18 protein-coding genes and 2 tRNA genes are annotated in these 22,402 nt (G+C 69.6%); 3 read left to right on the top strand and 17 right to left on the bottom strand.

The window, feature by feature from the left end; genetic code table 11:
* Positions 1-6 precede the first annotated feature (6 nt).
* The 5 genes from hisD to ELQ92_RS09705 all read right to left on the bottom strand — a co-directional run bounded on the left by hisD (position 7) and on the right by ELQ92_RS09705 (position 5,709).
* Positions 7-1,326 carry a histidinol dehydrogenase gene (hisD, locus tag ELQ92_RS09725; protein WP_128498773.1) on the bottom strand — a complete coding sequence of 440 codons (1,320 nt, stop codon included), beginning with the start codon at positions 1,324-1,326 and terminating at the stop codon, positions 7-9.
* Between the two features lie 71 nt (positions 1,327-1,397).
* Positions 1,398-3,035 carry a hypothetical protein gene (locus ELQ92_RS09720; protein ID WP_128498772.1) on the bottom strand — a complete coding sequence of 546 codons (1,638 nt, stop codon included), beginning with the start codon at positions 3,033-3,035 and terminating at the stop codon, positions 1,398-1,400.
* Between the two features lie 326 nt (positions 3,036-3,361).
* Positions 3,362-3,435 (bottom strand) — tRNA-Ile (locus tag ELQ92_RS09715).
* Positions 3,436-3,440: 5 nt separating this feature from the next.
* The gene (locus tag ELQ92_RS09710) at positions 3,441-4,703 is read right to left on the bottom strand and encodes a glycosyltransferase (protein WP_243694963.1); all 1,263 of its coding nucleotides are present in this window, start codon (positions 4,701-4,703) and stop codon (positions 3,441-3,443) included.
* A gap of 139 nt (positions 4,704-4,842) precedes the next feature.
* Complete coding sequence (locus ELQ92_RS09705) at positions 4,843-5,709, bottom strand: DMT family transporter (RefSeq protein ID WP_128499108.1); 867 nt, start codon at positions 5,707-5,709, stop codon at positions 4,843-4,845.
* A gap of 102 nt (positions 5,710-5,811) precedes the next feature.
* Between ELQ92_RS09705 and def the strand changes: the two genes are divergently transcribed.
* Entirely contained in the window at positions 5,812-6,378 is a 567-nt protein-coding gene (gene def, locus ELQ92_RS09700) for a peptide deformylase (protein WP_128498771.1), read from the top strand.
* Positions 6,379-6,477: 99 nt separating this feature from the next.
* On the opposite strand, the gene ELQ92_RS09695 is transcribed toward def, so the two are convergent.
* The 5 genes from ELQ92_RS09695 to dusB all read right to left on the bottom strand — a co-directional run bounded on the left by ELQ92_RS09695 (position 6,478) and on the right by dusB (position 11,817).
* A tRNA-Asn gene (locus ELQ92_RS09695) sits at positions 6,478-6,550 on the bottom strand.
* Between the two features lie 49 nt (positions 6,551-6,599).
* A complete protein-coding gene (locus tag ELQ92_RS09690) occupies positions 6,600-7,457 on the bottom strand; it encodes an ATP-binding cassette domain-containing protein (protein ID WP_166426760.1) in 858 nt (285 codons plus the stop codon).
* 33 nt (positions 7,458-7,490) lie between these two features.
* Complete coding sequence (gene dnaG, locus ELQ92_RS09685; RefSeq protein ID WP_128498769.1) at positions 7,491-9,350, bottom strand: DNA primase; 1,860 nt, start codon at positions 9,348-9,350, stop codon at positions 7,491-7,493.
* 9 nt (positions 9,351-9,359) lie between these two features.
* Positions 9,360-10,655: a deoxyguanosinetriphosphate triphosphohydrolase gene (locus ELQ92_RS09680; RefSeq protein WP_128498768.1), complete on the bottom strand. Its 1,296-nt coding sequence runs from the start codon at positions 10,653-10,655 to the stop codon at positions 9,360-9,362.
* The gene (gene dusB, locus ELQ92_RS09675; protein ID WP_243694962.1) at positions 10,645-11,817 is read right to left on the bottom strand and encodes a tRNA dihydrouridine synthase DusB; all 1,173 of its coding nucleotides are present in this window, start codon (positions 11,815-11,817) and stop codon (positions 10,645-10,647) included. Before dusB ends, ELQ92_RS09680 begins: the two co-directional genes overlap by 11 nt.
* 91 nt (positions 11,818-11,908) lie before the next feature.
* Between dusB and ELQ92_RS09670 the strand changes: the two genes are divergently transcribed.
* Positions 11,909-12,358, top strand: coding sequence for an aminoacyl-tRNA deacylase (locus ELQ92_RS09670; RefSeq protein WP_128499107.1), 450 nt, complete (start codon positions 11,909-11,911; stop codon positions 12,356-12,358).
* A 122-nt stretch (positions 12,359-12,480) separates the two neighbouring features.
* Here the strand turns inward: ELQ92_RS09670 and ELQ92_RS09665 are convergent, their stop codons facing one another.
* From ELQ92_RS09665 to recO, 3 genes are read right to left on the bottom strand one after another with little or no spacing between them, the layout of a single operon-like run.
* Positions 12,481-13,173, bottom strand: coding sequence for a DsbA family oxidoreductase (locus tag ELQ92_RS09665; protein ID WP_128498766.1), 693 nt, complete (start codon positions 13,171-13,173; stop codon positions 12,481-12,483).
* 28 nt (positions 13,174-13,201) lie between these two features.
* Positions 13,202-14,023, bottom strand: coding sequence for an isoprenyl transferase (locus ELQ92_RS09660; RefSeq protein ID WP_128498765.1), 822 nt, complete (start codon positions 14,021-14,023; stop codon positions 13,202-13,204).
* A complete protein-coding gene (gene recO / locus ELQ92_RS09655) occupies positions 14,020-14,757 on the bottom strand; it encodes a DNA repair protein RecO (protein ID WP_128498764.1) in 738 nt (245 codons plus the stop codon). Before recO ends, ELQ92_RS09660 begins: the two co-directional genes overlap by 4 nt.
* Before the next feature lie 104 nt (positions 14,758-14,861).
* On the opposite strand from recO, the gene ELQ92_RS09650 reads away from it, so the two are divergent.
* Entirely contained in the window at positions 14,862-15,521 is a 660-nt protein-coding gene (locus ELQ92_RS09650) for a trimeric intracellular cation channel family protein (RefSeq protein ID WP_128498763.1), read from the top strand.
* A 229-nt stretch (positions 15,522-15,750) separates the two neighbouring features.
* Here the strand turns inward: ELQ92_RS09650 and ELQ92_RS09645 are convergent, their stop codons facing one another.
* From ELQ92_RS09645 to ELQ92_RS09630, 4 genes are all read right to left on the bottom strand, one after another.
* Positions 15,751-18,126, bottom strand: coding sequence for a PhoX family protein (locus tag ELQ92_RS09645; protein ID WP_128498762.1), 2,376 nt, complete (start codon positions 18,124-18,126; stop codon positions 15,751-15,753).
* A 178-nt stretch (positions 18,127-18,304) separates the two neighbouring features.
* Positions 18,305-20,065 carry a 2-isopropylmalate synthase gene (leuA, locus tag ELQ92_RS09640; RefSeq protein WP_128498761.1) on the bottom strand — a complete coding sequence of 587 codons (1,761 nt, stop codon included), beginning with the start codon at positions 20,063-20,065 and terminating at the stop codon, positions 18,305-18,307.
* A 176-nt stretch (positions 20,066-20,241) separates the two neighbouring features.
* A complete protein-coding gene (locus ELQ92_RS09635) occupies positions 20,242-21,633 on the bottom strand; it encodes an ABC transporter permease (protein WP_128498760.1) in 1,392 nt (463 codons plus the stop codon).
* Entirely contained in the window at positions 21,630-22,391 is a 762-nt protein-coding gene (locus ELQ92_RS09630) for an ABC transporter ATP-binding protein (RefSeq protein WP_128498759.1), read from the bottom strand. The genes ELQ92_RS09635 and ELQ92_RS09630 overlap by 4 nt, the downstream gene beginning before the upstream one ends.
* Positions 22,392-22,402: the final 11 nt, after the last annotated feature.

Raw genomic sequence — 22,402 nt, 5'->3', positions numbered from 1 at the left:
ACGTCCTCAGTGGTGGTGGCCCGACGCGAACCGTGCGGAGACGGCCTCGCCGTGAGCGGGAAGATCCTCGGCGGACGAGAGCGCGACGATGTGGGGAGCGACCTCCGCGAGCGCAGACTCCGAGTACGTGACGATCTGCTGAGGTCGCAGGAAGGTGAAGGCTCCGAGACCCGACGAGAACCGCGCCCCTCCCCCGGTCGGCAGCACGTGGTTCGACCCGGCGAGGTAGTCCCCGAGACTCACCGGGGCATGCGGCCCCACGAAGATCGCTCCCGCGGAGTGGATGAGGGGAAGCAGTGACGCGACGTCGGCCACCTGCAGCTCGAGGTGCTCCGGCCCGTACACGTTGCTGAAGTCTGCAGCGGCGGCGAGATCGTCGACGAGCACGATCGCGGATTGGGGTCCGGACAAGGCGGTCGCGACGCGTTCACTGTGGGCGGTCGCCTGGACGATCACAGACAGTTCGCGCTCGACCGCGGCGGCGAGCTCCGGCGAATCCGTGACGAGGACGGCCGCAGCCGCTTCATCGTGCTCGGCTTGGCTCACGAGGTCGGCGGCGACGAGCCGAGGGTCGGCCAGGGAGTCCGCGATCACGAGGATCTCGGTGGTGCCGGCCTCGGAGTCGATACCGACGAGCCCCTTCACGAGGCGTTTCGCGGCCGCGACGAAGACATTGCCGGGGCCCGTCACGACGTCGACGGGTTCGAGGCCGATGGACGGCACGCCGTGAGCGAAGGCGCCGATCGCGCCGGCTCCGCCCATCGCGTAGATCTCGGTGATCCCGAGCAGACCGGCGGCGGCCAGGATCGTCGGGTGGACGCCGCCGCCGTGATCGCGTTGCGCCGGGGAGGCGAGCGCGATTGAGCGGACGCCGGCCACTTGGGCCGGCACGACGTTCATGACGACACTCGACGGGTAGACGGCCTTGCCGCCCGGGACGTAGAGGCCCACCCGCTCGACGGGGTGCCACCGCTGTTCGACGACAGCACCACCCCCGAACTCGGTGCGCGTACCGACGGGGACCTGCGCTGCGGACGCCGCCCGAACCCGCCGGATCGCCTCCTCCAACGCGGACCGCACCGCGGGAGACAGCGCCGCGAGTGCGCTCACGACCTCCTCGGCGCTGACTCTCACGGCGTGGGGGCTCGCGCCATCGAAGCGTGCCGACTGTTCGAGGAGGGCCGTCTCACCGCGTGCTGCGACGTCGGCGATGAGGTCGCGCGCCGACTCGCTCGCGACATCGATATCGACGACGGGACGAGGGATGAGGCGGCCGAGCGTCACCCGGTCTCGGGCGCGGCCGCGGAGGTCGATGGGCTGGATCATGTCGTGTCCAGCCTACCGGCCGAGCGACCGTGCCCTTCCCCGGACGCGACGGTGCGGGGAAGGGCGCTCGCTCAGCCCCGCGTCAGCCCGTCGGTCGCCTGGAGGAGTCCGACCCGTCCGTCGTCGGCGCGAATGACGAGTCCGCCGTCTCGCTCGCCGACCGCGAGCGCCCACGCCGTCGGCCCCACCTCGAAGACCGGTGCACCCGTGATCAGATCGACCACCGGACGCTGCTCGGGAGCGAGCACCCAATACGGGGCGAAGGCGACGGGCGCGGTCGGCGTCGGAGCCACCTGCTCGGCCGTCGGCGTCGGCTCGCCGCCATCAGCGAGGGCGCCCTCCGGGCTGTCGGTGTTCTGGTTCGTGTCGGTGTTCTGGTTCGTGTCGGTGTTCTGGTTCGTGTCGGTGTTCTGCGTCGTCCCGGTGTTCTGGGGAGAGACGGCACCCGCGGTCGGGGAGGACGAGCCGTCCTCGACGGTGACGTGAGGGTGGGCCGCGTCGGAGCCGTGCCCGGGCGACGAACTCTCCGTGCGGTGCTCGTAGACGGCGGTGGGCGGAGCCGAATCGGTCGACGGCGTCGCTCCATTGGCCGCGGTGGGCGCTCCGGCATCCGTCGAAGCGGGAGAAGCCGAGGGCGCCACGGCGCCGGGCCACGGATCCGCGGCCGGCGCCTGCTGCCACCCCGCTGCCGGGTCCGTGTGCCCCGCGGGCGGGGCGGCCTCCGGTGCAACCGAGGGCGACGCCGGCGTCGGCCAGGACGGCGACGCCTCTGGAGCGGGCTTCGGCCGTTGCGGAACCGGCTTCGCCGCCCGCGCGAGGCGGTGGGCCGGCGACTCGGGCCGGTCCCGGAAGTCCGCGGAGAAAGGTGGGATGAAGACGGCGAAGGTCGTGAGGGCGATGGCGGCGAGCGAGACGATGAGACCGAGGACGGGGCCGGCCCCCGGGGCGAGGCCGTCGCCTGGTCCACCGAACCACGCCCCGAGCCCCAGCATCAGGAAGATGGCGCCGAGGTGGAAGCCCCCCGTCACGATTGCAGCGGCAGAGGCGAACTGATCGACGGAGAGGGAACCGACACGCCAGGGCACCGTCGGCACGACGCGACGGAGGACGAGCAGAGCCGCGGCGGCCACGAAGACGAGCGCGCCGGGGATCACGAGCCAGGGGGCGGGGCCCCACAGGTTCGAGTACCCGATGAACTCGGCGTACTCGCCGCCGACGAGCGGGAGGAAGGAAGCGATGAGCAGGAGGATCGCGAGGCCCGCGATGATCGCTTCACGGAGGGAGAACGGGCCGACCCCGTACGGCTCGCCGTTCTCGTCCCTGCGCGGCCTCGGCTGACGCTGCGGATGTTCGGTGAACGCCGACTCGTGGAAGGGCGCGAACTCGGAGGAAGCGGGAGCGTACTGTTCTGTGGGCTGCTGTCCGGTTCCGTACTGCTCCGTGGGCTGCTGTCCCGACTCATACTGTCCGGCTGCCGCAGGACGACCCACGTGGTCGTCTGCGGTCGGCGTTCCCGCATACTCCCCCGGCTGGCCGAACTGGCCGTCGGGTATCGAGGCCTCCCGCCCGGAGTATTCCCCGGGCTGCCCTGTCGGGTACTGCCCGGCAGAGGCGTTGCCCGCTTCACCGGGAGTGGCGCCGGGTGCCGGGATCGCGCCCGGCCGGTTCGGGTCGTTCCGATCCGAGGGGTTCTGGTTCTGATCGGTCATCGTCATCCCTTTACTCGCGTATCGCACATTCCATCCGTCGGGCATCGCGAGGATGTCCCGGCCGCCCACCGGAACGCGGCGGCTCCGACGGGACGGTCCCTCACCCTAACCCGACCCACTGACGCCGACCTGTCATGAGGCGCCTTCACGTGATGGTAGTGGCGTGGGATCGATGACGACCGGGGGTGGCGTGATGGGCGCCCGACACTTCCGCGCCGAGTCGGCCTCCCGTCTCAACACGGGCAGCGCCGCCGCGGTGCAGATCTGCAGCCGCTCAGGGCGCGTCGAGAGACGACGGGTGTGTCGTGGCCGCGTGTGGGAAACGGTGGGGCGTGTGGGGCTTGAACCCACGACCGACGGATTATGAGTCCGCTGCTCTGACCGACTGAGCTAACGCCCCGGGGCTCAGGCCTCGTCGCGCGCCTGCTCCGGATGGATCTCGGAGACGGGTTCCGTCACCGGTTGTCCACGATACAGACTCTCGAACGTCGACAGCGTTCGATTGATGTCGTGCGCCTGGATGAGTCGCAGCGACTCGTTCTTCATGGCGTTGAGCCGCTCCGGGGCGGCCTCCAGGACGTCCGTGAGCCGGGAGGCGAGTTCCTCGACGTCACCCGGCGTGAAGAGGTAACCGTTGTCCCCGTCGTGGACGAGATGCGGCAGCGCCATGGCGTCGGCGGCCACGACCGGGAGGCCGGAGGCCATCGCCTCCATCGTGGCGATGGACTGGAGCTCCGCGATCGAGGGCATCGCGAAGACGGTCGCCCGCGTGTAGCTCTCGCGCAATTCCTCTTCCGTGACGTACCCGCTGAAGGAGACCCTGTCGGCGAGTCCCAGTTGTTCGGCGAGCAGCTCGAGGTTGCGCTTCTGATCGCCGCCGCCGACGATCGTGAGGCGGGCGTCGAGGTGCTGGGGCAGGCGCCCGAGCGCGCGGATGAGCACGTCGATCTGCTTCTCGCCCGTGACCCGGCCGACGAAGAGGATCCGGTTCTCCGTCCGGGGCTCGAAGCTCGGGGTGTAGAGCCCGGCGTCGATCCCGCACGAGATGGGGTGCACACCGGAGAGCCCCGTGTTCTTCTCGAGGAAGTCGGCGGCACGTCGGGTGGGGGTCGTGACGGACTCCGCCAGACTGAGGATCTTGTTGGTCTGGCCCCACGCCCAGCGCAGCAATGCGCCGCGCGTCCACTTCGGGACCACGGTGAACTCGATCATGTTCTCGGGCATGATGTGGTTCGTCGCGATGACCCGGATGCCTCGCTTCGCCGCCTGCACGCTGAGGCCCCGACCGACGATGAGGTGGGAGTTGGAGTGCACGACGTCGGGCTGCACCTCATCGAGGATGCGTGCCGCGTGTCTCTGGATGACGATGGGGAGCGCGAAGCGGAGCCAGTCGTGCGGGAGCCAGCGCAGGCTGAAGAGCCGGTGCACCGTCATGGTCGCGCCGTCGTGGGTCTCCTGCCACGTTCCGTGCTTGCGCGAGGCGGCGGGAGCGACGATGTGCACGGTGTGTCCGCGGCGCACGAGGCCCGCGGCGAGTCGTTCGACGAAGCGGGCCGCGCCATTGACGTTCGGGGGGAAGGTATCGGCGCCGATCACGATGGTGAGCGGCCTTTCGGCCACCTCACCGGGGGTCGACGGGGACGGACTCGTGCTCGGTGAGTCGGACAAGATGAGGTGTTCCTCCGGTGTCGGCCGGCGTGCTGCGGGGTGTCCACCGACGGTGTGGAGCGTTGCCGGTCTTCGGTCGACCCAGTGTAACCGCCGGAGACGGGCGCTCGTCGAGCGGCGCGCCCGACGGTGGACGCGCTCAGTTCTGCAGCTGGGGATGGTGCCGCGCGAGTTGGAAGACGCCCCACACGGCGAGCAGCCCCGCGGCGATGAAGCCGAGCACGGCCCAGAGCGGAGCCCCCGCCGCCTCGCCGAGCACGACGATCCCGATCCCGATCGCGACCATCGGATCGATGACGGTGAGTCCCGCGATGACGAGGTCGGGAGGGCCCGAGGAGTAGGCGTTCTGGACGAAGTAGGCGCCGAGCGCCGTCCCGACGAGGAGGGCGACCCCGCAGAGGATCGTCAGCCACTCCACGTGCCCGTTCTGCACCCTGTTGATGATGACCTTCGCGAGGGTCGCGACGAAGCCGTAGATGAATCCCGCCGCGACGATGAAGAAGACGGCGCGCGTGCGGTGCCGCCCGAGAGCGAAGGCTCCCCCGAAGACCACGAGCACGACGGCGAGCAGACCGAGGATCACGACGAGGTCGCCGTCCGTGACGGGCTTCTCTCCGGCCACGAGCGCCGCGACCGTCACGAAGAGTCCAACACCACCGACGCACGCGACGATCGCGCGGACCGATGCGGGATTGAGCCGGACCGAATGCGTCCGGGCATTGATCACGGCGGTCAGCACGAGCGCGATGGCACCGAGGGGCTGGACGATGATGAGCGGTGAGAACGCGAGCGCGCCGAGCTGGAACACGATCGCGAGGCCCAGCATGACGGTGCCGAGCACCCAGGACGGTCGTGTCAGCAACGCCGCCAGATGGGCGACGCCGAGGCCCGCCGACGCGCCTCCGCGGTCCGACTCCACCTTGGTGACGCCGCGGTGCTGCAACTGGGCGCCCACGGAGAGGAAGACGGCACCGATGAGAGCGAGCGGGATGCCCGCGAGCTGCATGGGGTCCCTGACGAACTCGTCGGTGATGTCGGTGAGGTCGTCGAGCGGGGCGAGAAACACTCCCAGAGCCTAACCGCGGCCCCCGCCCGTTAGGCTCAACGAATGGCCGTTCTCCCGATTTTCATCTCCGGTGACCCCGTCCTCCACTCCCCCGCTGCTCCCGTCGAGATCGTCGACGACGACGTCCGCCGGCTCGTCGCCGACATGTTCGACACGATGGACGCCGCTCCGGGGGTCGGGCTCGCCGCTCCCCAGGTGGGTGTCGGTCTGCGCCTGTTCGTGTACGGCTATTCCGACGACGAGGGGCAGCCGTGGCGCGGCGTCGTCGTCAACCCGGAGTTGCTCGTCTCGCCTGCGCAGGCCGGAGACCCTGACGAGGACGAGGAGTCGGAGGGCTGCCTCTCCTTCCCCGGAGAGCGGTTCCCGCTCCGCCGCTCCGAGCGCGCGGTCGTGACCGGGACGGACCTCGACGGCGCCCCCGTGCATCTCGACGTGACCGGCTGGCGTGCGCGCATCCTGCAGCACGAGTACGACCACCTCGACGGCACGCTCTACATCGACCGGCTCCAGCACGCCTACCAGCGGACCGCCGACAAGATTCAGCGCAAGCGCGGCTGGGGGAAGCCCGGGACCAGTTGGCAGCCGGGCGTCGACGACCTCGACGCGTGAGCGGTCGCGACCTCCTCACCACGGAAACGACGAAGGCCCCGCACTGATCGCGCGGGGCCTTCTTTCCGATCCATCAGGTTTTGATTCTGAGGTCATCGGCTCCTCGACTTGGACTCGAACCAAGAACCTATCGGTTAACAGCCGATTGCTCTGCCAATTGAGCTATCGAGGATCATCCCTGAGGACTCGACTACTCTAGCAAAACTTCGGTGGAGTCCAAATCACGGAGACGTGCGTCGTGCCTCGCGGTTCTCATGCCGGGCCGGTGGCGCGACGGCGTGGGCGAGGGCCGTCAGATAGGGGTGCTCGGCCGATTCCAGGAGCCCGTCGACGGAGCCGACCCCGACGACGCTGCCCGAGTGCAGAGCGACGACGCGGCCCCCGACCGCCCGGAGCAAGTCGATGTCGTGCGTGACGAACACGGCGGCGAAATCCCCGATGCGGCGTCGCCGCTCGACGAGGTCGGCCACGGCGGAGCGCACCGACACGTCGATCCCGGCGGTGGGCTCGTCGGCGATGAGGACTTTGGGGTCGAGCGCGAGAGCACGGGCGATCGCGACGCGCTGGCGTTGACCAGCGGACAACTCGTACGGGTACGCGGACATCGTGCCGAGTGGCAGGAACAGCTCGTCGAGCAGGGTCGCGACCCGGACGTCGAGCGTCGCGCGGTCGTATCGCCGGTCCCGTTCGAGGATCGGCGCCGCGACGATCTCGGCGACGGTGCGCTCGGCCTCGAGCGTGTCCGCCGCATTCTGGCGGAGGAAGGCGACGTCGAAGTCGAACACGGGGAGCGACCGACGCCGCATCGAGCGGACGGCCGAGCCGTTGACGTGGACGGCGCCGCCCACGATCGACGGCGCGACGTTCTGTCCAGCGCGACGGAGGTGGTCGGCGGCGAGGATACGGGCGACAGTCGATTTGCCCGAGCCGGACTCTCCCATGACACCGAGGACCTCGCCCCATCCGACCGAGAACGACACCCCGTCGACGGCGCGATGCGCACCGCTGATGCCGTGAGGAGGGAAGTCGACGCTCACATCGTCGACGACGATGGCGCGGGTGTCAGGAGAAGCGGTCACACGGTCCATCCTGCACCGATCCGGCGGCGCGCGTCACGCCGCTCCGCTCTGCAGACGTCGTCGTTCCTCCCCGACGGCGACGAGACGGCGTTGCAGTTCCCGTGACGCGTCGCGGTCGTTCGGGTCGCTGCGCTGGATCATGCGACGCAATTCGGCCTCACGCTGCAAGAGGTCGCGCTCGATGAGGGAGATCGTGATGCCGCGTACGTAGGCACTCAATCGCTCGCCGTCCCGCTGCGGGATCGGCGCCACCGCGAGCTGTCGCACGAATGGCCGGAACGGCTCCGGAAGGGCTTCGCCGACGCGTAGGAACCACTCGGGGGTGCCGAACACCTCCATACTCGCCGCGAGGGCATCACGCACGAGCGCGAGCGTCGGGTTGTCGACGCGGGCGAGGATGGCCGAGTCGATGAGGTCGCGGCCCACGAGATCCGGGTGCTGAACGATCGCCATGAGCGCGTCGCGCTCGAGCCGCGTCGCGGGGTCGGCCGGGAGGTCGCGCAGCGAAGCGGCACGCTCGGCCACCGGGACGACGTCGAGCGGCGCCCGCGTGTCCGGTGCCGTCGAGGAGCGCCGCGAGGCCGACGTGACGGCGCGGGCGACGTCGTCGAGATCCATACCGAGGCGGCCGGCGAGAACTCGCGTGTAACCCGGGCGGATCGACGGGTCCCGGATGTCGGCGACGACCGGCGCGGCCTTCCGGAGAGCGGCCACCCGGCCCTCGACCGTGTCGAGGTCGAAGCCCGAGAGGGTCTGGCGGATGACGAACTCGAACATCGGCTCCTTCGCGTCGATGAGTCCACGCACCGCATCGTCACCGTGGGCGAGCCGCAGATCGCACGGGTCGAGGCCGTCACGGCCGATCGCCACGTACGTCTGGGCGGCGAACCGCTTCTCCTCACTGAAGGCGCGGAGGGCGGCCTTCTGTCCTGCCGCGTCCGGGTCGAACGTGAAGATGACCTCTCCCCCGCTCGAGTCGTCGCCCATCACCCGCCGGAGCACCTTGATGTGGTCGACGCCGAAGGAGGTGCCGCACGTGGCGACCGCCGTGCCGACACCGGCGAGATGCGCCGCCATGACGTCGGTATAGCCCTCGACGACCACGACGCGGTGGCCGCGCGAGATCTCCCGCTTCGCGAGGTCGAGCCCGTAGAGCACTTGCGCCTTGTGGTAGACGGGCGTCTCGGGCGTGTTGAGGTACTTGGGACCCTTGTCGTCGTTGAGGAGGCGCCGGGCGCCGAAACCGACGGTTTGTCCCGTCACGTCGCGGATGGGCCAGACGAGCCGGCCCCGGAAGCGGTCGTATGCGCCGCGGTCGCTGACCGAGACGAGTCCGGATGCGTTGATCTCGTCGCGCGTGAATCCCCGACCCGTGAGCATCTTCGTGAGCTGGTCCCAGCTCTGGGGAGCGAAGCCGACGCCGAAGCGTGCTGCGGCATCGGCGTCGAAGCCGCGTTCGCCGAGGAACCGGCGGCCCGGCTCGGCCGCCGCCGTGTGCAGCTGCTCCTGGAACCACTGCTCTGCAGCCTGGTTCGCGGCGAGCAGTCGCGCGCGGTTGGGCCCGTCGGTGGTGTCGGGGCCGGCGCCGTCCTCGTAGGTGAGTGTGAAGCCGATCCGCCCCGCGAGACGCTCGACGGCCTCCGTGAAGGTGACATGGTCGATCTTGCGGAGGAACGAGATGACATCGCCGGACTCGCCGCACCCGAAGCAATGGTAGAAGCCCACCTGGGGGCGGACGTGGAAGCTCGGACTGCGTTCGTCATGGAAGGGACAGAGCCCCTTGAGGGAGCCGACACCTGCGCTCTTCAGGCTGACGTGGTCGCCGATGATGTCGGCGATGTTGGTGCGCGACTTGACCTCGTCGATGTCGCTCTGTCGAATCCGCCCCGCCATACTCGGATTCTAGCCGCGCGAGAGGTCGCCGGGTCCCGACGCCGCCGTGCCCAGTGGACGCCCGCGCTCGATCCAGGCGATGACCGCTTGGTCGGTGAGGCTCGCGACCTGATCGACGACGACGCGCCGTCGCGCCGTGTCGTCGCTCGCGACGTCCCACTCGTGGCGGTGACCCGTGTCGAGTCCCGCACCACCGGTGTCGTAGAGCGCATCGGCGATCGTGGACAGCATCTCGCGCTGCTGCGCGTAGACCGGTTGCCGCGGTTCGCTCGTCATGACGTAGGCGCCGACGACGCCCTTGAGGACGGCGATCTCGGCCGCGATCTCGTCCGGGACGACGACGTCGGCACCGAAGCGCGCGATGGACTCCTGGGGGAACGCGGCCCGTGTGGCCGCGACCGCAGAGCCGGCGAAGCGGCCGATCATCTGGCTCGTGAAGTTCTTGAGCTTGGCGAGGTCGCGGCGGGAGGCGTCCCAGCTCGTCACCCAGACGTCGAAACCCGCGAGGCGATCGAACGCCGCCGCGAGCTCGTCCGTGGAGAAGCGTGGGCCATTCCAGTCGCGGATCGCGAGGATGAGGGCGTCGTGCCCCGCTCGCGCGTTCAGGAAGGCGGGATCGATGAACTGACCCACGACGGCGTCCTCGAAGTCGTGCACTGAGTAGGCGATGTCGTCGGAGAGATCCATGATTTGCGCCTCGACCGACGGCTTCCGCTCCGGTGCGCCGAGCCGCACCCACTCGAACGCCTCGCGGTCGTCCTCGTAGAATCCGAACTTCTCGCGGCCGCCCGGCTCGAGCACCGACGACGTCGCCGGCCAGGGGTACTTGCAGCTCGCGTCGATGCTCGCGCGTGTCAGGTTGAGACCGTAGCTGCGGTCGTCGGGCCCGAAGACCTTCGGCTCGAGCCGCGTGAGGATCCGGAGCGTCTGGGCGTTGCCCTCGAAGCCGCCGATGTCGCGCGACCACTCGGACAGGGCACGCTCGCCGTTGTGGCCGAAGGGCGGGTGTCCGAGATCGTGCGCGAGGCACGCCGTGTCGACGATGTCGGGGTCGAGCCCGAGACTCGTGGCGAGTTCGCGCCCCACCTGGGCGACCTCGAGAGAGTGTGTGAGCCTGTTGCGCGCGAAGTCGAGCCCTGCCGTGGGTGACAGCACTTGTGTTTTCGCGGCGAGGCGCCGCAGAGAGCTCGAGTGGAGCAGTCGTGCTCGGTCGCGGGCGAAATCGCTGCGTCTCGAGGAATGTTCTTCGGGGAGCCAGCGCGCACTGTCGACGGCGCTGTACTGCACGGTCGTGTCAGCCGCCACTCGTGTCGAGCTCCGCCTCGGTGAGGTTCGTGGCCTCGCGGACGTCGAGCGTACGAGAGGAGAGCCAGTTCTCCGGCAGGACGGGGCGCTTCGGCGTGCCGGCACGGCCGCGCGGCCCCTCGGCGTCGGCGCCCGGGTACGGGGCGTCGAGCGGAAGGGACGCGATGAGGTCGTCGAGCTGCGCGAGCGATTCGACGAGTGCGAATCGCGTCCGCAGGTCGCCGCCGACGGGGTAGCCCTTGAAGTACCACGCGACGTGCTTGCGGATGTCGCGGCAACCGCGCTCCTCGCTCCCGAAGAACTCCGCGAGCAGTTCCGCGTGACGGCGGAAGGTCGCCGCGACGTCGGCGAGAGACGGGCGGTGTCGCTCCTCCGATCCGGCGAAGGCGGCCGCGAGGTCGCCGAACAGCCACGGACGCCCGAGGCAGCCACGGCCTACGACGACTCCGTCGCACCCGGTCTGCTCCATCATCGCGATGGCGTCCTCACCGGACCAGATGTCGCCGTTTCCGAGCACCGGCACCGAGGAGATCGTGCCCTTGAGCGTCGCGATCGCGTCCCAATCGGCCTGCCCCGAATAGAACTCGCTCGCCGTGCGTGCGTGGAGCGCGATGCTCGAGACACCGGCGCCCTCGGCGATCCGGCCGGCCTCGAGGTAGGTCAGGTGGTCGGGATCGATACCCTTGCGCATCTTGATCGTGAGGGGGACGTCTCCGGCTGCCTCGACGGCGTTCTCGACGATGGCGCGGAACAGGTCGAGCTTCCAGGGCAGGGCCGCTCCCCCGCCCTTCCGGGTGACCTTGGGCACCGGACAGCCGAAGTTCAAGTCGATGTGATCGGCGCGGTCCTCCGCGACGAGCATCGTGACGGCTTCACGCACCGTCGCGGGGTCGACCCCGTAGAGCTGGATGCTGCGCGGGGTCTCGGATTCGTGGTGGGTGATGAGCCGCATCGTCTCAGGTGTGCGCTCGACGAGCGCACGAGAGGTGATCATCTCGCTCACGTAGAGGCCGGCGCCGAACTCGCGGCAGAGCCGCCGGAATGCGGTGTTCGTGATTCCCGCCATCGGCGCGAGTACCACGGGGGTGTCGAGTTGCAACGGGCCGATCCGCAGCGCCGTGCGCCCAGCGATGGGTCGCTCGCTTATCGTTGAAGTCGTCATGTCCGTCCCATTCTCCCAGATCGGAGCGCCCAGCATGCCGGATGCCGTGGAACCGCGAGCGAGCGACAGTGCACCGACCGGGACGGGCGCCATGCGGGCGCACGCCGCCAGGCTCGGTCTCGACGTCGAGGTCGTCTCGCGACCGCACGCGCGGAGCCTCGCCGAAGCGGCCCAGCTCCTGGGGATCGAGCCGGGCGACATCGTCAAGTCGCTCGTCGTGCGGCGATCCGATGGCGAGTACCTGTTCGCCCTCGTGCCCGGCGGGCGGAAGATCGACTGGGCCAAGCTGCGCGCCGTGGTCGGCGTGAATCGGCTGTCGCTTCCGGACGCCGGTCAGGCGAAGGAGGCGACAGGGTACGAACGGGGCACGATCACTCCGCTCGGGAGCACGACAGCCTGGCCGGTCTTCGCCGACGAGCGCATCCGTGGACGCCGCGTCGCGCTCGGCGGCGGCGCCCACGGCCTCAGCACCTTCGTCGACGCCGACGCGCTCCTCTCAGCCCTCGACGCGACCGTCGCGGACATCACCGCCGAGGAGTGAGGTGCGCTCCGTGCCGCGCGTCGCGCCGGGGATGACGCACGCGTCGCCGTCACACGCGTCCTGACTCGGCGCGAGGAAAGCGAACCCGCCGGCGGGTGCCGCGAGGCCGGTGCCCACGCCGCTCACGACGAGGCTCCCCCGACCGGGACGCTGTCGCGCTCCCGGTGAGCGTGCGCGAGAGCGGCGGCGAACGTCGCGGGATCCTGGGCGCCCGAGAGCGCCCACGTGCCGTCGATGACGAAGAACGGGACCCCGTTGATGCCGAGTTCCGCCGCTTGCCGCTCGTCCGCCTTGACGTCGGAGAGGAACGCGTGCGTCGCGAGCGCCTCGGACGCCGCGCCGGTGTCGAGACCGACCTCGCCGGCGAGGGTGACGAGCTCCTCGGTCCGGCCGAGGTGGCGTCCCTCCGTGAAGTAGGCGCTCATGAGCCGCTCGGTCATCTCCAGCTGGCGGCCGTTCGCGGCCGCGAAGTGGATCAGTTCGTGCGCGAGAACCGTGTTCGTGTGCTGGAGGCGGTCGAACCGGTACTCGAGGTCGACGGAGGCTGCGATACCGGTGACGTGGTCGAGCATCTGGCGCGCCTGCTCTGGCGCGATGCCCTTGTGCCGGGAGAGGTACTCGACCTCATCCCCTGCGAAGTCCTCGGGAGTGTCGGGGGCGAGCTCGAAGCTGTGGAAGACGAGCTCGACGTCCGGGGCGTCGGCGCCCGCGCTCTCGCGCCACACCCTCTCGCCGGATTCGAAGCGGCGTTTGCCGATGTAGCACCAGGGACAGGCGATGTCCGACCAGACGTCGACGCGCAGGCTTTCACTCATACCGGGCGCAACGGAAGGCGTCGAGACGCTATTCCCCGGCCGTCGCCTCCGCCGTCGGCTCGTCGACCGCGCCGCCGAAGCGCCGATCCCGCGCCGCGAAGATCTCCGCAGCCCGCCAGAGGTCCGCGCGAGTGAAGTCGGGCCAGAGTGTGTCGAGGAACACCATCTCGGCGTACGCGCTCTGCCACAGGAGGAAGTTGCTCGTGCGCTGTTCCCCCGAGCTCCGGACGAACAGGTCGACGTCGGGCATGTCGGGGAGGTAGAGCGCGCGAGCGATGGTCTTCTCCGAGATGCGGGAAGGAGTGAGGCGTCCGGCCTTCACCTCCTCGGCGATCGAGCGCACAGCGTCCGCGATCTCGGTGCGCCCGCCGTAGTTGACGCACATCGTGAGCGTGAGGGTAGTGTTCTCGGCGGTGAGCCGTTCGGCGAACTCGAGTTCCGAGATGACGGAGCGCCAGAGCCGCGGTCGGCGGCCGGCCCAGCGGATCCGCACGCCCCACTCGTTGAGCTGGTCCCGACGCCGGTGCAGTACATCCCGGTTGTAGCCCATGAGGAAGCGCACCTCGTCGGGAGACCGCCCCCAGTTCTCCGTCGAGAAGGCGTACACACTGAGGTGCTGGACACCGAGCTGGACGGCACCGGCGACGACATCGAGGAGTGCAGCCTCCCCCGCCCGATGACCTTCGATCCGGGTCTGTCCGCGCCGGTTGGCCCAGCGGCCGTTGCCGTCCATCACGATGGCGACGTGTTTCGGCACGACGCGCTTCGGGAGCTCCGGAGGGTAGAGGCCCGTCCAGTCGAGGGGACGATACGGAACCGCGTCCGCGTGGGTGAAGGGCTTCGGCGTCATGTCGTGAGCTGCTTCCGGTCGAGGTGTGCGAGCGATCGCAGCCCGCGTTCGAGGTGCCACTGGGTGTAGGCCGCCGTCACGCCGCTCGCTCGTCGGCGCACATCGTCCGGGCTGCCGTCCGCGAGCTCCCAGTCCCCCGTGAGCAGTGCCGAGAGCAGGCCGAGGGTCTCGGTGTCGAGCCGGGGGCTTCCGGACGGGGCGCACTCGTCGCAGACGACGCCGCCGAGTTGCACGACGGCGTGGGAGTGCGGGCCAGGCTTCTGGCACCGCGAACAGTCGAAGAAACTCGGCGCCCAGCCCGCGAGCGACAAGGCCCGGAGAAGATAGGCGTCGAGCACGAGGGCGGCGTCGTGGTCCTGGCGCGCGAGGGACCGCAGCGCTCCGACGAGCAGCAGGTACTGCTGCAGCTGCGGTTCGGCGTCTGTGAGGCGCTCGGCGGTCTCCACGATCGCGTTCGCCGCCGTGTAGCTCGGGTAGTCGGTCACGATGTCCGCACCGTAGGCCCCGAGCGTCTCGGCCTGCGTGATGATGTCGAGGCTCCTGCCCTCGTACAACTGCACATCCGCGACCATGAAGGGCTCGAGTCGGGCGCCGAACTTCGAGGCCGTGCGGCGGACCCCCTTCGCAACGGCGCGGACCTTGCCGTGCTGCCGCGTCAGCAGGGTCACGATGCGGTCGGCCTCACCGAGCTTCGTCGTGCGGATGACGACGGCTTCATCTCGGTACAGGGGCACTCCTCGATTATCCCCGCTCCGGCCCCTCGGAGGTGCCGCACGTCTCGGCGTTCCGCGCGACGCGCCACTCGAAACCCTGTCGACCGACGTGCGACGATGAGCAGGTGTCGCCCCTCTTCAGCATTCCCCTCTGGATCGATCTCGCGGCCGTGGCCGTCGGAGGCGTGCAAGGGGCGATGTTCGCTGCGCGCTTCACCGACAACCGGCTCGACCTGCTCGGAGTGGGGATCATCGGGATCGTCGTGGGTCTCGGTGGTGGTTTCGGCCGAGACATCCTGCTCGGGCTGCCGCCCGCCGCTCTGCAGTCGAACGGATACCTCCTCGTCGCGACGGCGGCCGCGCTTCTCGGCATGCTGCTGCTCCGCGTCTTCTCCCGGCTCGGTCCCGTCATCATCGGTCTCGACGCCCTCACCATCGGGCTGTTCGGGGCGATCGGGTCGTCGAAGGCCCTCGCCATGGGGCTACCGGAGGTCCCCGCCATCTTCGTCGGCGTCGTCTCGGCGGTCGGCGGCAGCGTCGTGCGCGACATCATGCTCAACCTGCCCGTCGCCCTCATGCACGTCGGGTCGCTCTACGCCATTGCGGCGGCCGCGGGCACGACCACGCTCGTCGTGGCTGCGACGCTGGGACTCGACATCGGAGCCGCGGCCATCGCGTGCGTCGTCGTGACGACACTCATCCGGGTGCTCGCGATCAGCTTCGGGTGGAGTCTGCCCGAGCAGAGGGCGCTTGCGGGCTGGCGTTCCTGGCGTCGCCGTCGCTGACGCGCGGGACGATGAGCGTCAGCGACGAGGCGGCGACCGTCAGGTCCGCCACACACGAGCGGCGCCGAGTCGCGACGAGGGGAGCCATGACCGGATGCGGACGGCATTCGAGGCGAACGCGACGGGTCTCCTCGCTTATGGCGAGCGGCGGATAGAGCCTCGCTCCGCCGCGCCCGACGTCCGCGGTGACACGGTGCTCCGGCCGCTCGAGAGCGGGAGAGGACCGGGCTCAGCCCTCGGTCGGCTCCTCGGTCGCTTCGGGCTTTCCCGTGCGGCGGGCGCGGAGCCCGATGGCCGCGGCTCCCGTGGCCAGGAGGGCGGCGGCCGCGGCGATGATGCCGCCGGTCTCGGCACCGGTCGCGGCGAGTCCGCCACCGTTACCGGTTCCGGCTCCTGTCCCCGTAGCCGGGCCGGCGGGGCCGCTCGGGCTCGGTGTGGGAAGCGTCGGGCCGGCGGTCGGCGAAGCGGTGGGCGCTGGGGTCGCCGTGGGTGTCGGAGTCGGAGTCGGAGTGGGTGTCGGCTCCTCGAGTTGGACCGTCGGGAGTACCTGGACGACGGAGGGGCGCGGCGCCGCGACGGCTCCGACGAGCCGCGCTGCCGGTCGGGCGTAGTCCGGGAAGTAGGAGGTCGGCTCCTCGAGGGAGCCGTCCTCGCCGGGGTGCTGGACGGAGACGAACACGTGCTGATCGAGGTCACGGATGATCGGCCCGCACGTCTCCGCCTCGCGCGGCACGGAGAGGAACTGCTCGACGTTGCCGCGGTCCGCGCCCTCAAGGGACACCTTGAAGAGGCCGTCGTTGTAGCCGATGCCGGAGGGGGCGCCGTCGGTCGAGATCCAGAGGTTGCCGACGGAGTCGAAGGCGAGGTTGTCGGGGCACGAGATCGGCGAGACCTGCTCTTTCGGGAAGCCGGAGAAGTAGACGACATCGCCTTGCGTGTAGTCGCCGCAGAGCATCAGGAGGTTCCACGTGAAGGTCGTCGCCGTCTGGTCGCCGCCCGCCTCGGTGATCTCCACGATGTGACCGTCGCGGTTCTGCGCGCGCGGGTTGACCTCCGTCGGGCCCTCCGTGCCGGGGTTGCCGCGGTTCGAGTTGTTCGTGCACGCGACATAGACCTTTCCCGTGATCGGGTTCGGCTCCACGTCCTCGCAGCGGTCCATCTTCGTGGCCCCCGCGAGGTCGGCGGCGACTCGCGTGTAGACGAGAACCTCCTCGACGGTCATCCCGGGGATGGCGGAGGCGCCGGCGACCACGAGCGGGATCCACTCCCCCGTGCCGTCGAACGAGCCGTCGGAGGGGACCGCGCCGGTGCCGGTGATCTCGGACGCCGGCGAGTCCCCGGCGAAGCGGGCGACGAAGAGGTCGCCCTCCTCGAGGAGCGTCTTGTTGTGGGCGCGGTCGCCCTCGATGTACGACTTCTTCGAGACGAACTTGTAGAGGTAGTCGAAGCGCTCGTCGTCACCCGTGTAGGCGACGACCTTGCCGTTCGCCGCGATCGAGACGTTGGCGCCCTCGTGCTTGAGCCGGCCGAGCGCCGTGTGCTTGACCGGAGTCGAGTCGGGGTCGAACGGGTCGACCTCGACGATCCAGCCGAAGCGGTTCACCTCGTTCTCGTAACCGGGGGTGCGTGCGTCGAAGCGGGCGTCGTCGAGCTCCCACTGGCGCGTCGTCGCTGCATCGGTGAGACCGTACCGCTTGTCGGTCGCGCTCGTCCCGGTCGAACGGAAGTAGCCGTTGAAGTTCTCCTCGCCCGAGAGGATCGTTCCCCACGGTGTCGTCCCGCCCGCGCAGTTGCCGAGGGTGCCGAGCACGGAGCGACCCGTGGGGTCGGCGACCGTGGTGAGGAGCGCCGACCCAGCGGCGGCTCCCGTCATGCGGTACGGCGTGTCGATGAGGAAACGGCGGTTGTGCTCGGCCCCGCGCACATAGCTCCAGGGGCGGTCCACCGCGGTCCGCTCGAGCTCGACGACCGTGAGACCGTGGGCGGCGCGTCCGACTGCACGGACCCGCGCCGGATCGTTCGCGATCTCGTCCTCCGAGAACATGATGTTCTCGTTCGTGTACTCGTGGTTGGCGAAGAGCAGGGCACGCAGGCGGTTCGAACCCGGGATCTCGACGATGTCGGTGTAATCGTTGTTGTAGCCGAACTGGCCGGCCTGCGACTCCGCAGTCTGGTTCCCGATGTCGAACGCGGCACTGTCGGTGAAGAGGGGGTCGCCCCACCGGATGATGGGCTGCCACGAGAAGCCCTCCGGAACGATGAACTCGTCCGCGGTGGCGGGCACGGGCGCGATCGGGGTGAAGGCGAGGGCCGACGGCACGGCCGCGCCGAAGGGCCCGCCTGCGGCGGCGACGGCCGGAGAGGTGCGTGTGACCCCGAAGGAGCCGGCGGCTACGGTGACGACACCCGCGAGGCCGAGACCGAGGGCCGTGCGGCGCGACATCTGCGCGCTCACGATGTCACGGAAGTAGCCGTTCGACGAGGTGTTGCAGACCCCGGCTGCGCACGCGTTGGAGCACTTGAGCGCACACGTCACCGCGCTGCGCTTGCCCTTCACGTGTCCGGCCATGGGGAGGAGTTCGATGCGGCGCTGCGACGTGGTCATGACCCGGCTTTCCGTCAGGGGATGAATGCTGCCCCACTCAAACAGGTCACGTCGAACGTCGCGTCACCCCCACGTGTCCCGGTGGAGAACCGGACATGAACAGGAGGTGCGTCCTGAAGTCGCCCTGATACGACGGCGCCGCCCCCGGAACTCGGGGGCGGCGCCGCGGAGCCGCTGCTCAGACGGAGGCGAGTTCGCGGTCGACCTGTCCGGTGCGGATGCCCCGGTTGACGGCGGAGACGATGGCCTTGAGCGACGCGACGGCGATGTCGCTGTCGATGCCGACGCCCCACAGTCGCTTGCCGTCGACCTGCAGCTCGACGTATGACGCTGCACGCGCGTCGCCACCCTCGCTCATCGCGTGCTCGACGTAGTCGTAGAGCGTGACGTCGACGCCGTGTCCGCGGAGGATGTCGAGGAACGCGTCGATCGGGCCATTGCCCGTCGACGTGCTCTTCTCGATCTCCTCGCCGTCGCGCAGCTGGACGGTGAGCTCGACGACCCCCGAGAGGTCGCTCGACGTGCGCGCATGCCGCAGCTCGAACCGGCCCCAGCGCGCCTCCTCGTCAGCGGACGGCAAGTACTCGTCCTCGAAGATGCGCCAGATCGCGGCGCTCGTGAGCTCGCCGCCCTCCGCGTCGGTCTTCGCCTGCACGACGGTCGAGAACTCGATCTGCAGCTTGCGCGGAAGGTCGAGGCCGTAGTCGCTCTTCAGCAGGTAGGCGACGCCGCCCTTGCCCGACTGCGAGTTGACGCGGATGACCGCTTCGTAGCTCCGGCCGAGGTCCTTCGGGTCCACCGGAAGGTACGGCACGGCCCACTGCAGCTCGTCGACGGAGACGCCCTGGGCCGCGGCGTCGCTCGCCATCCGCTCGAAGCCCTTCTTGATCGCGTCCTGGTGCGATCCGCTGAACGCCGTGAAGACGAGATCACCGGCCCAGGGGCTGCGCTCGGGCACCGGAAGCTGGTTGCAGTACTCGACGGTGCGCTTGATCGAATCGATGTCGCTGAAGTCGATCTGGGGGTCGACGCCTTGCGTGAACAGATTGACGCCGAGCGCGACGAGGTCGACGTTGCCGGTGCGTTCGCCGTTGCCGAAGAGGCAGCCCTCGATGCGGTCGGCCCCGGCGAGGTAGCCGAGCTCGGCGGCGGCGATCGCCGTGCCGCGGTCGTTGTGGGGGTGCAGCGAGAGGATGACGTTCTCCCGGTGCGCGAGGTGGCGCGACATCCACTCGATCGAGTCCGCGTAGACGTTGGGCGTCGCCATCTCGACGGTCGCGGGGAGGTTGATGATGACCTTGCGGTCCGGCGTCGGCTCGAAGACCTCGATCACCTGGTTGCAGATGTCGACGGCGAACTCGAGCTCCGTGCCGGTGTAGCTCTCCGGCGAGTACTCGTAGAACACCGTGGTCCCGGGGACGCGCGACTCCATCTGACGGCACAAGCGTGCACCGGCCAGAGCGATGTCGATGATGCCCTGACGGTCGGTACGGAACACGACGTCGCGCTGCAGCACGCTCGTCGAGTTGTAGAGGTGGACGATCGCTTGCTTCGCACCGGCGATGGACTCGTAGGTCCGCTCGATGAGGTGCTCGCGTGCTTGCGTCAGGACCTGGATCGTGACGTCTTCGGGGATCGCGTCCTCCTCGATGAGGCTGCGCACGAAGTCGAAGTCGGTCTGCGAGGCGCTCGGGAAGCCGACCTCGATCTCCTTGTAGCCCATCGAGACCAGCAGGTCGAACATGACGCGCTTGCGTTCGGGGCTCATCGGGTCGATGAGCGCCTGGTTGCCGTCCCGCAGGTCGACGGCGCACCAGCGCGGCGCCTCCGTGATGCGCTTCCCGGGCCAGGTGCGGTCGGGGAGATCGACGGCGATCTGCTCGTGGAACGGCTGGTACTTGTGGATCGGCATGGCCGAGGGCTTCTGGGTGTTCTTCATTGCTCTACTCCTTGAAAACGTCTACGTAGGTCACGACGGACTCCGCGACGAGGAGAAAGCGGCTAAGCCTCGTCGCGGCAGCTAAGGAGGAGCGAACCGAACAGCACGACGTCAGGCTAGCACGGTGCGACCGGGACGTTCCAGGTCGCACCGTGCTCGCGCCAGCTGTCCGATGGTCAGTCGACCGCGAGTGCCGCGACCGGAGTGACGCGCGTCGCGCGTCGTGCGGGCGCCACCGAGGAGGCCGCCGCGAGGATCGCGGCGGCGACGACGGCGCCGCCGAGCACGAACCACGGCAGGCTCGGCGCGACGAGACCACCACCGAGCATCGAGCCGAGCAAGGCCTGGGCCCCGCACCAGCCGTAGACGGTGCCGAGGACGACACCGAACAGGACCGACGCGACGGACATCTGTGCCGCCTCGGCGAGCACCATTCGACGGACCTGACCGGCCGTGAATCCGAGCGCTCGCAGCAGACCGAGCTCACGCTGGCGCTGGAGGACGCTCAGTGACAGCGTGTTGACCATCCCGACGGCGGCGATGACCGCACTGAAACCGAAGAGGACGGAGAACACGCCGATCGTGACGGCGAGGGTCTCGTCGGCACCGGCGTAGTCCTCGGGGTACTGCTCGCTCGCCCGGAGGATCATGTCGTAGTAGCTCGACGTCGCGACCGCGAACATGGTCACGAGCGTGACGCCGATCACGAGCCCGATCGTCGCGCGGGAACTGCGCGCGGGATTCCGGACGGCGTTCTCTGCGGCGAGGCGCGCCGTCGGTGACGATCCCATGGCCTTGCCGACGAGCCGGAGCACCCTCGGCATCACGATGGGTGCAGCGAGCACGATGCCGGAGAACGACAGGATTCCCCCCACCATGCCAACGAGGACTCCGAGCATCGTAACGAGACCCATGACGACCCCACCCCCGAGGAGCAGGGCGCCGGTGACGATGAGCACGATCGCGGCGATGCGTCGACCGACAGCCGAGTGGATCGTCTCGGCGTCGGGCTCGACCGCGGCGGCCGACGCCTGGAGCGGCGTCACCGCGAGGATGCGACGGGAGCCGACCCAGGAGGAGAGCCACGTCACGACCGTCACGGCCACGAGCGGGGCGACCAGCATCGGGGTCACGACGGCGGGGATGTCGGCGGGCAGGTCGCCGGAGGAGCGACCGATCAGGACGAGCGCCTCCATGAGGGCGATACCGACGACGATCCCGATCGCCGCTCCCGCGAGCCCGACGAGGATGCCGTCGCGGGCGATACCGGCCCGGAGTCGACGGGCGTCGGCCCCGACGAGCCGGAGGAGGGCGATGTCCCGCGTGCGCCCGGCGATGACCGTTCCGACGGTGTTCGCGGTCACGATCCCGCCGACGTACACGGCGATCGCGAAGAACACGACCGAGACGAGGGACAGCGCGACCTGCACCGACTCCTTCTCGCCGATGGCGTCGCCCGCGACGAGGGCGGTGAGCAGCACAGTGCCCTGCAGCAAGAGGGCACCGAACGCGGCAGACAGGGCCGCCACGAGGAGGGTCGCCCGGTATTCGCGCCAACGCATCCTCATCGGGTCGCCTCCATCGCGAGCATGAGGGCGGAGATCTCCTCGGGGGTCGAGCGCGGGCGCTCGTCGACGATGCGGCCGTCGGCGAGGAAAAGGATCCGGTCCGCGTATGACGCGGCGATCGGATCGTGCGTGACCATTGCGATCGACTGACCGAAGCGCGAGCACGCCTCCGTGAGGAGCGTCAGGACCTCTCGGCCGCTCCGCGAGTCGAGATTGCCCGTCGGTTCGTCAGCGAAGACGAGGTCCGGTCGCGTCGCGAGGGCCCGGGCGATGGCGACGCGCTGCTGCTGGCCGCCGCTCAGTTCGTGCGGACGGTGCGTGAGGCGACCGGCGATTCCGAGGGTGTCGACGAGGGACTCGATCCAGCGGCTCTCGTCGACGTTCGGCTTCCGTCCGTCGAGGTCGAAGGGCAGGAGGATGTTGGAGCGGGCGTCGAGGGTCGGGACGAGGTTGAACGATTGGAAGACGAAGCCGATCCGGCGCCGCCGCAGGAGCGTCAATTCACGGTCGGGAAGCCGGGTGATGTCGGTGTCGCCCAACCAGACGTTGCCGCCGTCACTCGAGTCGAGCCCGGCCATGATGTGCATGAGGGTGGACTTGCCCGATCCGCTCGGCCCCATGATGGCGGTGAACTCGCCGCGCCGGATCCCGACCGAGACGTCGTCGAGCGCGACGACGGCTCCGTGGCCGACTCCGAAACGCCGGGAGACGCCGGCGACGCGGGCCGCGAGGCCCATCTCTGTTGTGGTGATCGTCATGCTTCCACGCT

Origin of the sequence: Labedella populi (assembly GCF_004078655.1) — a bacterium.
GTDB lineage: Bacteria > Actinomycetota > Actinomycetes > Actinomycetales > Microbacteriaceae > Labedella > Labedella populi.
Note: the sequence above shows the minus strand (reverse complement) of the source record. Positions and strands in the feature narration are given on the sequence as shown.

Bases quoted from the DNA above. Each gene is read 5' to 3' on its own strand.
- ELQ92_RS09670 (WP_128499107.1), top strand. From the start codon at position 11,909: ATGCGGGCGCACGCCGCCAGGCTCGGTCTCGACGTCGAGGTCGTCTCG.
- ELQ92_RS09665 (WP_128498766.1), bottom strand. From the start codon at position 13,173: ATGAGTGAAAGCCTGCGCGTCGACGTCTGGTCGGACATCGCCTGTCCC.
- leuA (WP_128498761.1), bottom strand. From the start codon at position 20,065: ATGAAGAACACCCAGAAGCCCTCGGCCATGCCGATCCACAAGTACCAG.
- hisD (WP_128498773.1), bottom strand. From the start codon at position 1,326: ATGATCCAGCCCATCGACCTCCGCGGCCGCGCCCGAGACCGGGTGACG.
- ELQ92_RS09660 (WP_128498765.1), bottom strand. From the start codon at position 14,023: ATGACGCCGAAGCCCTTCACCCACGCGGACGCGGTTCCGTATCGTCCC.
- ELQ92_RS09705 (WP_128499108.1), bottom strand. From the start codon at position 5,709: ATGCAGCTCGCGGGCATCCCGCTCGCTCTCATCGGTGCCGTCTTCCTC.
- ELQ92_RS09645 (WP_128498762.1), bottom strand. From the start codon at position 18,126: ATGACCACGTCGCAGCGCCGCATCGAACTCCTCCCCATGGCCGGACAC.
- dusB (WP_243694962.1), bottom strand. From the start codon at position 11,817: ATGACGACTTCAACGATAAGCGAGCGACCCATCGCTGGGCGCACGGCG.
- def (WP_128498771.1), top strand. From the start codon at position 5,812: ATGGCCGTTCTCCCGATTTTCATCTCCGGTGACCCCGTCCTCCACTCC.
- dnaG (WP_128498769.1), bottom strand. From the start codon at position 9,350: ATGGCGGGGCGGATTCGACAGAGCGACATCGACGAGGTCAAGTCGCGC.
- ELQ92_RS09630 (WP_128498759.1), bottom strand. From the start codon at position 22,391: ATGACGATCACCACAACAGAGATGGGCCTCGCGGCCCGCGTCGCCGGC.
- ELQ92_RS09720 (WP_128498772.1), bottom strand. From the start codon at position 3,035: ATGACCGATCAGAACCAGAACCCCTCGGATCGGAACGACCCGAACCGG.
- ELQ92_RS09635 (WP_128498760.1), bottom strand. From the start codon at position 21,633: ATGAGGATGCGTTGGCGCGAATACCGGGCGACCCTCCTCGTGGCGGCC.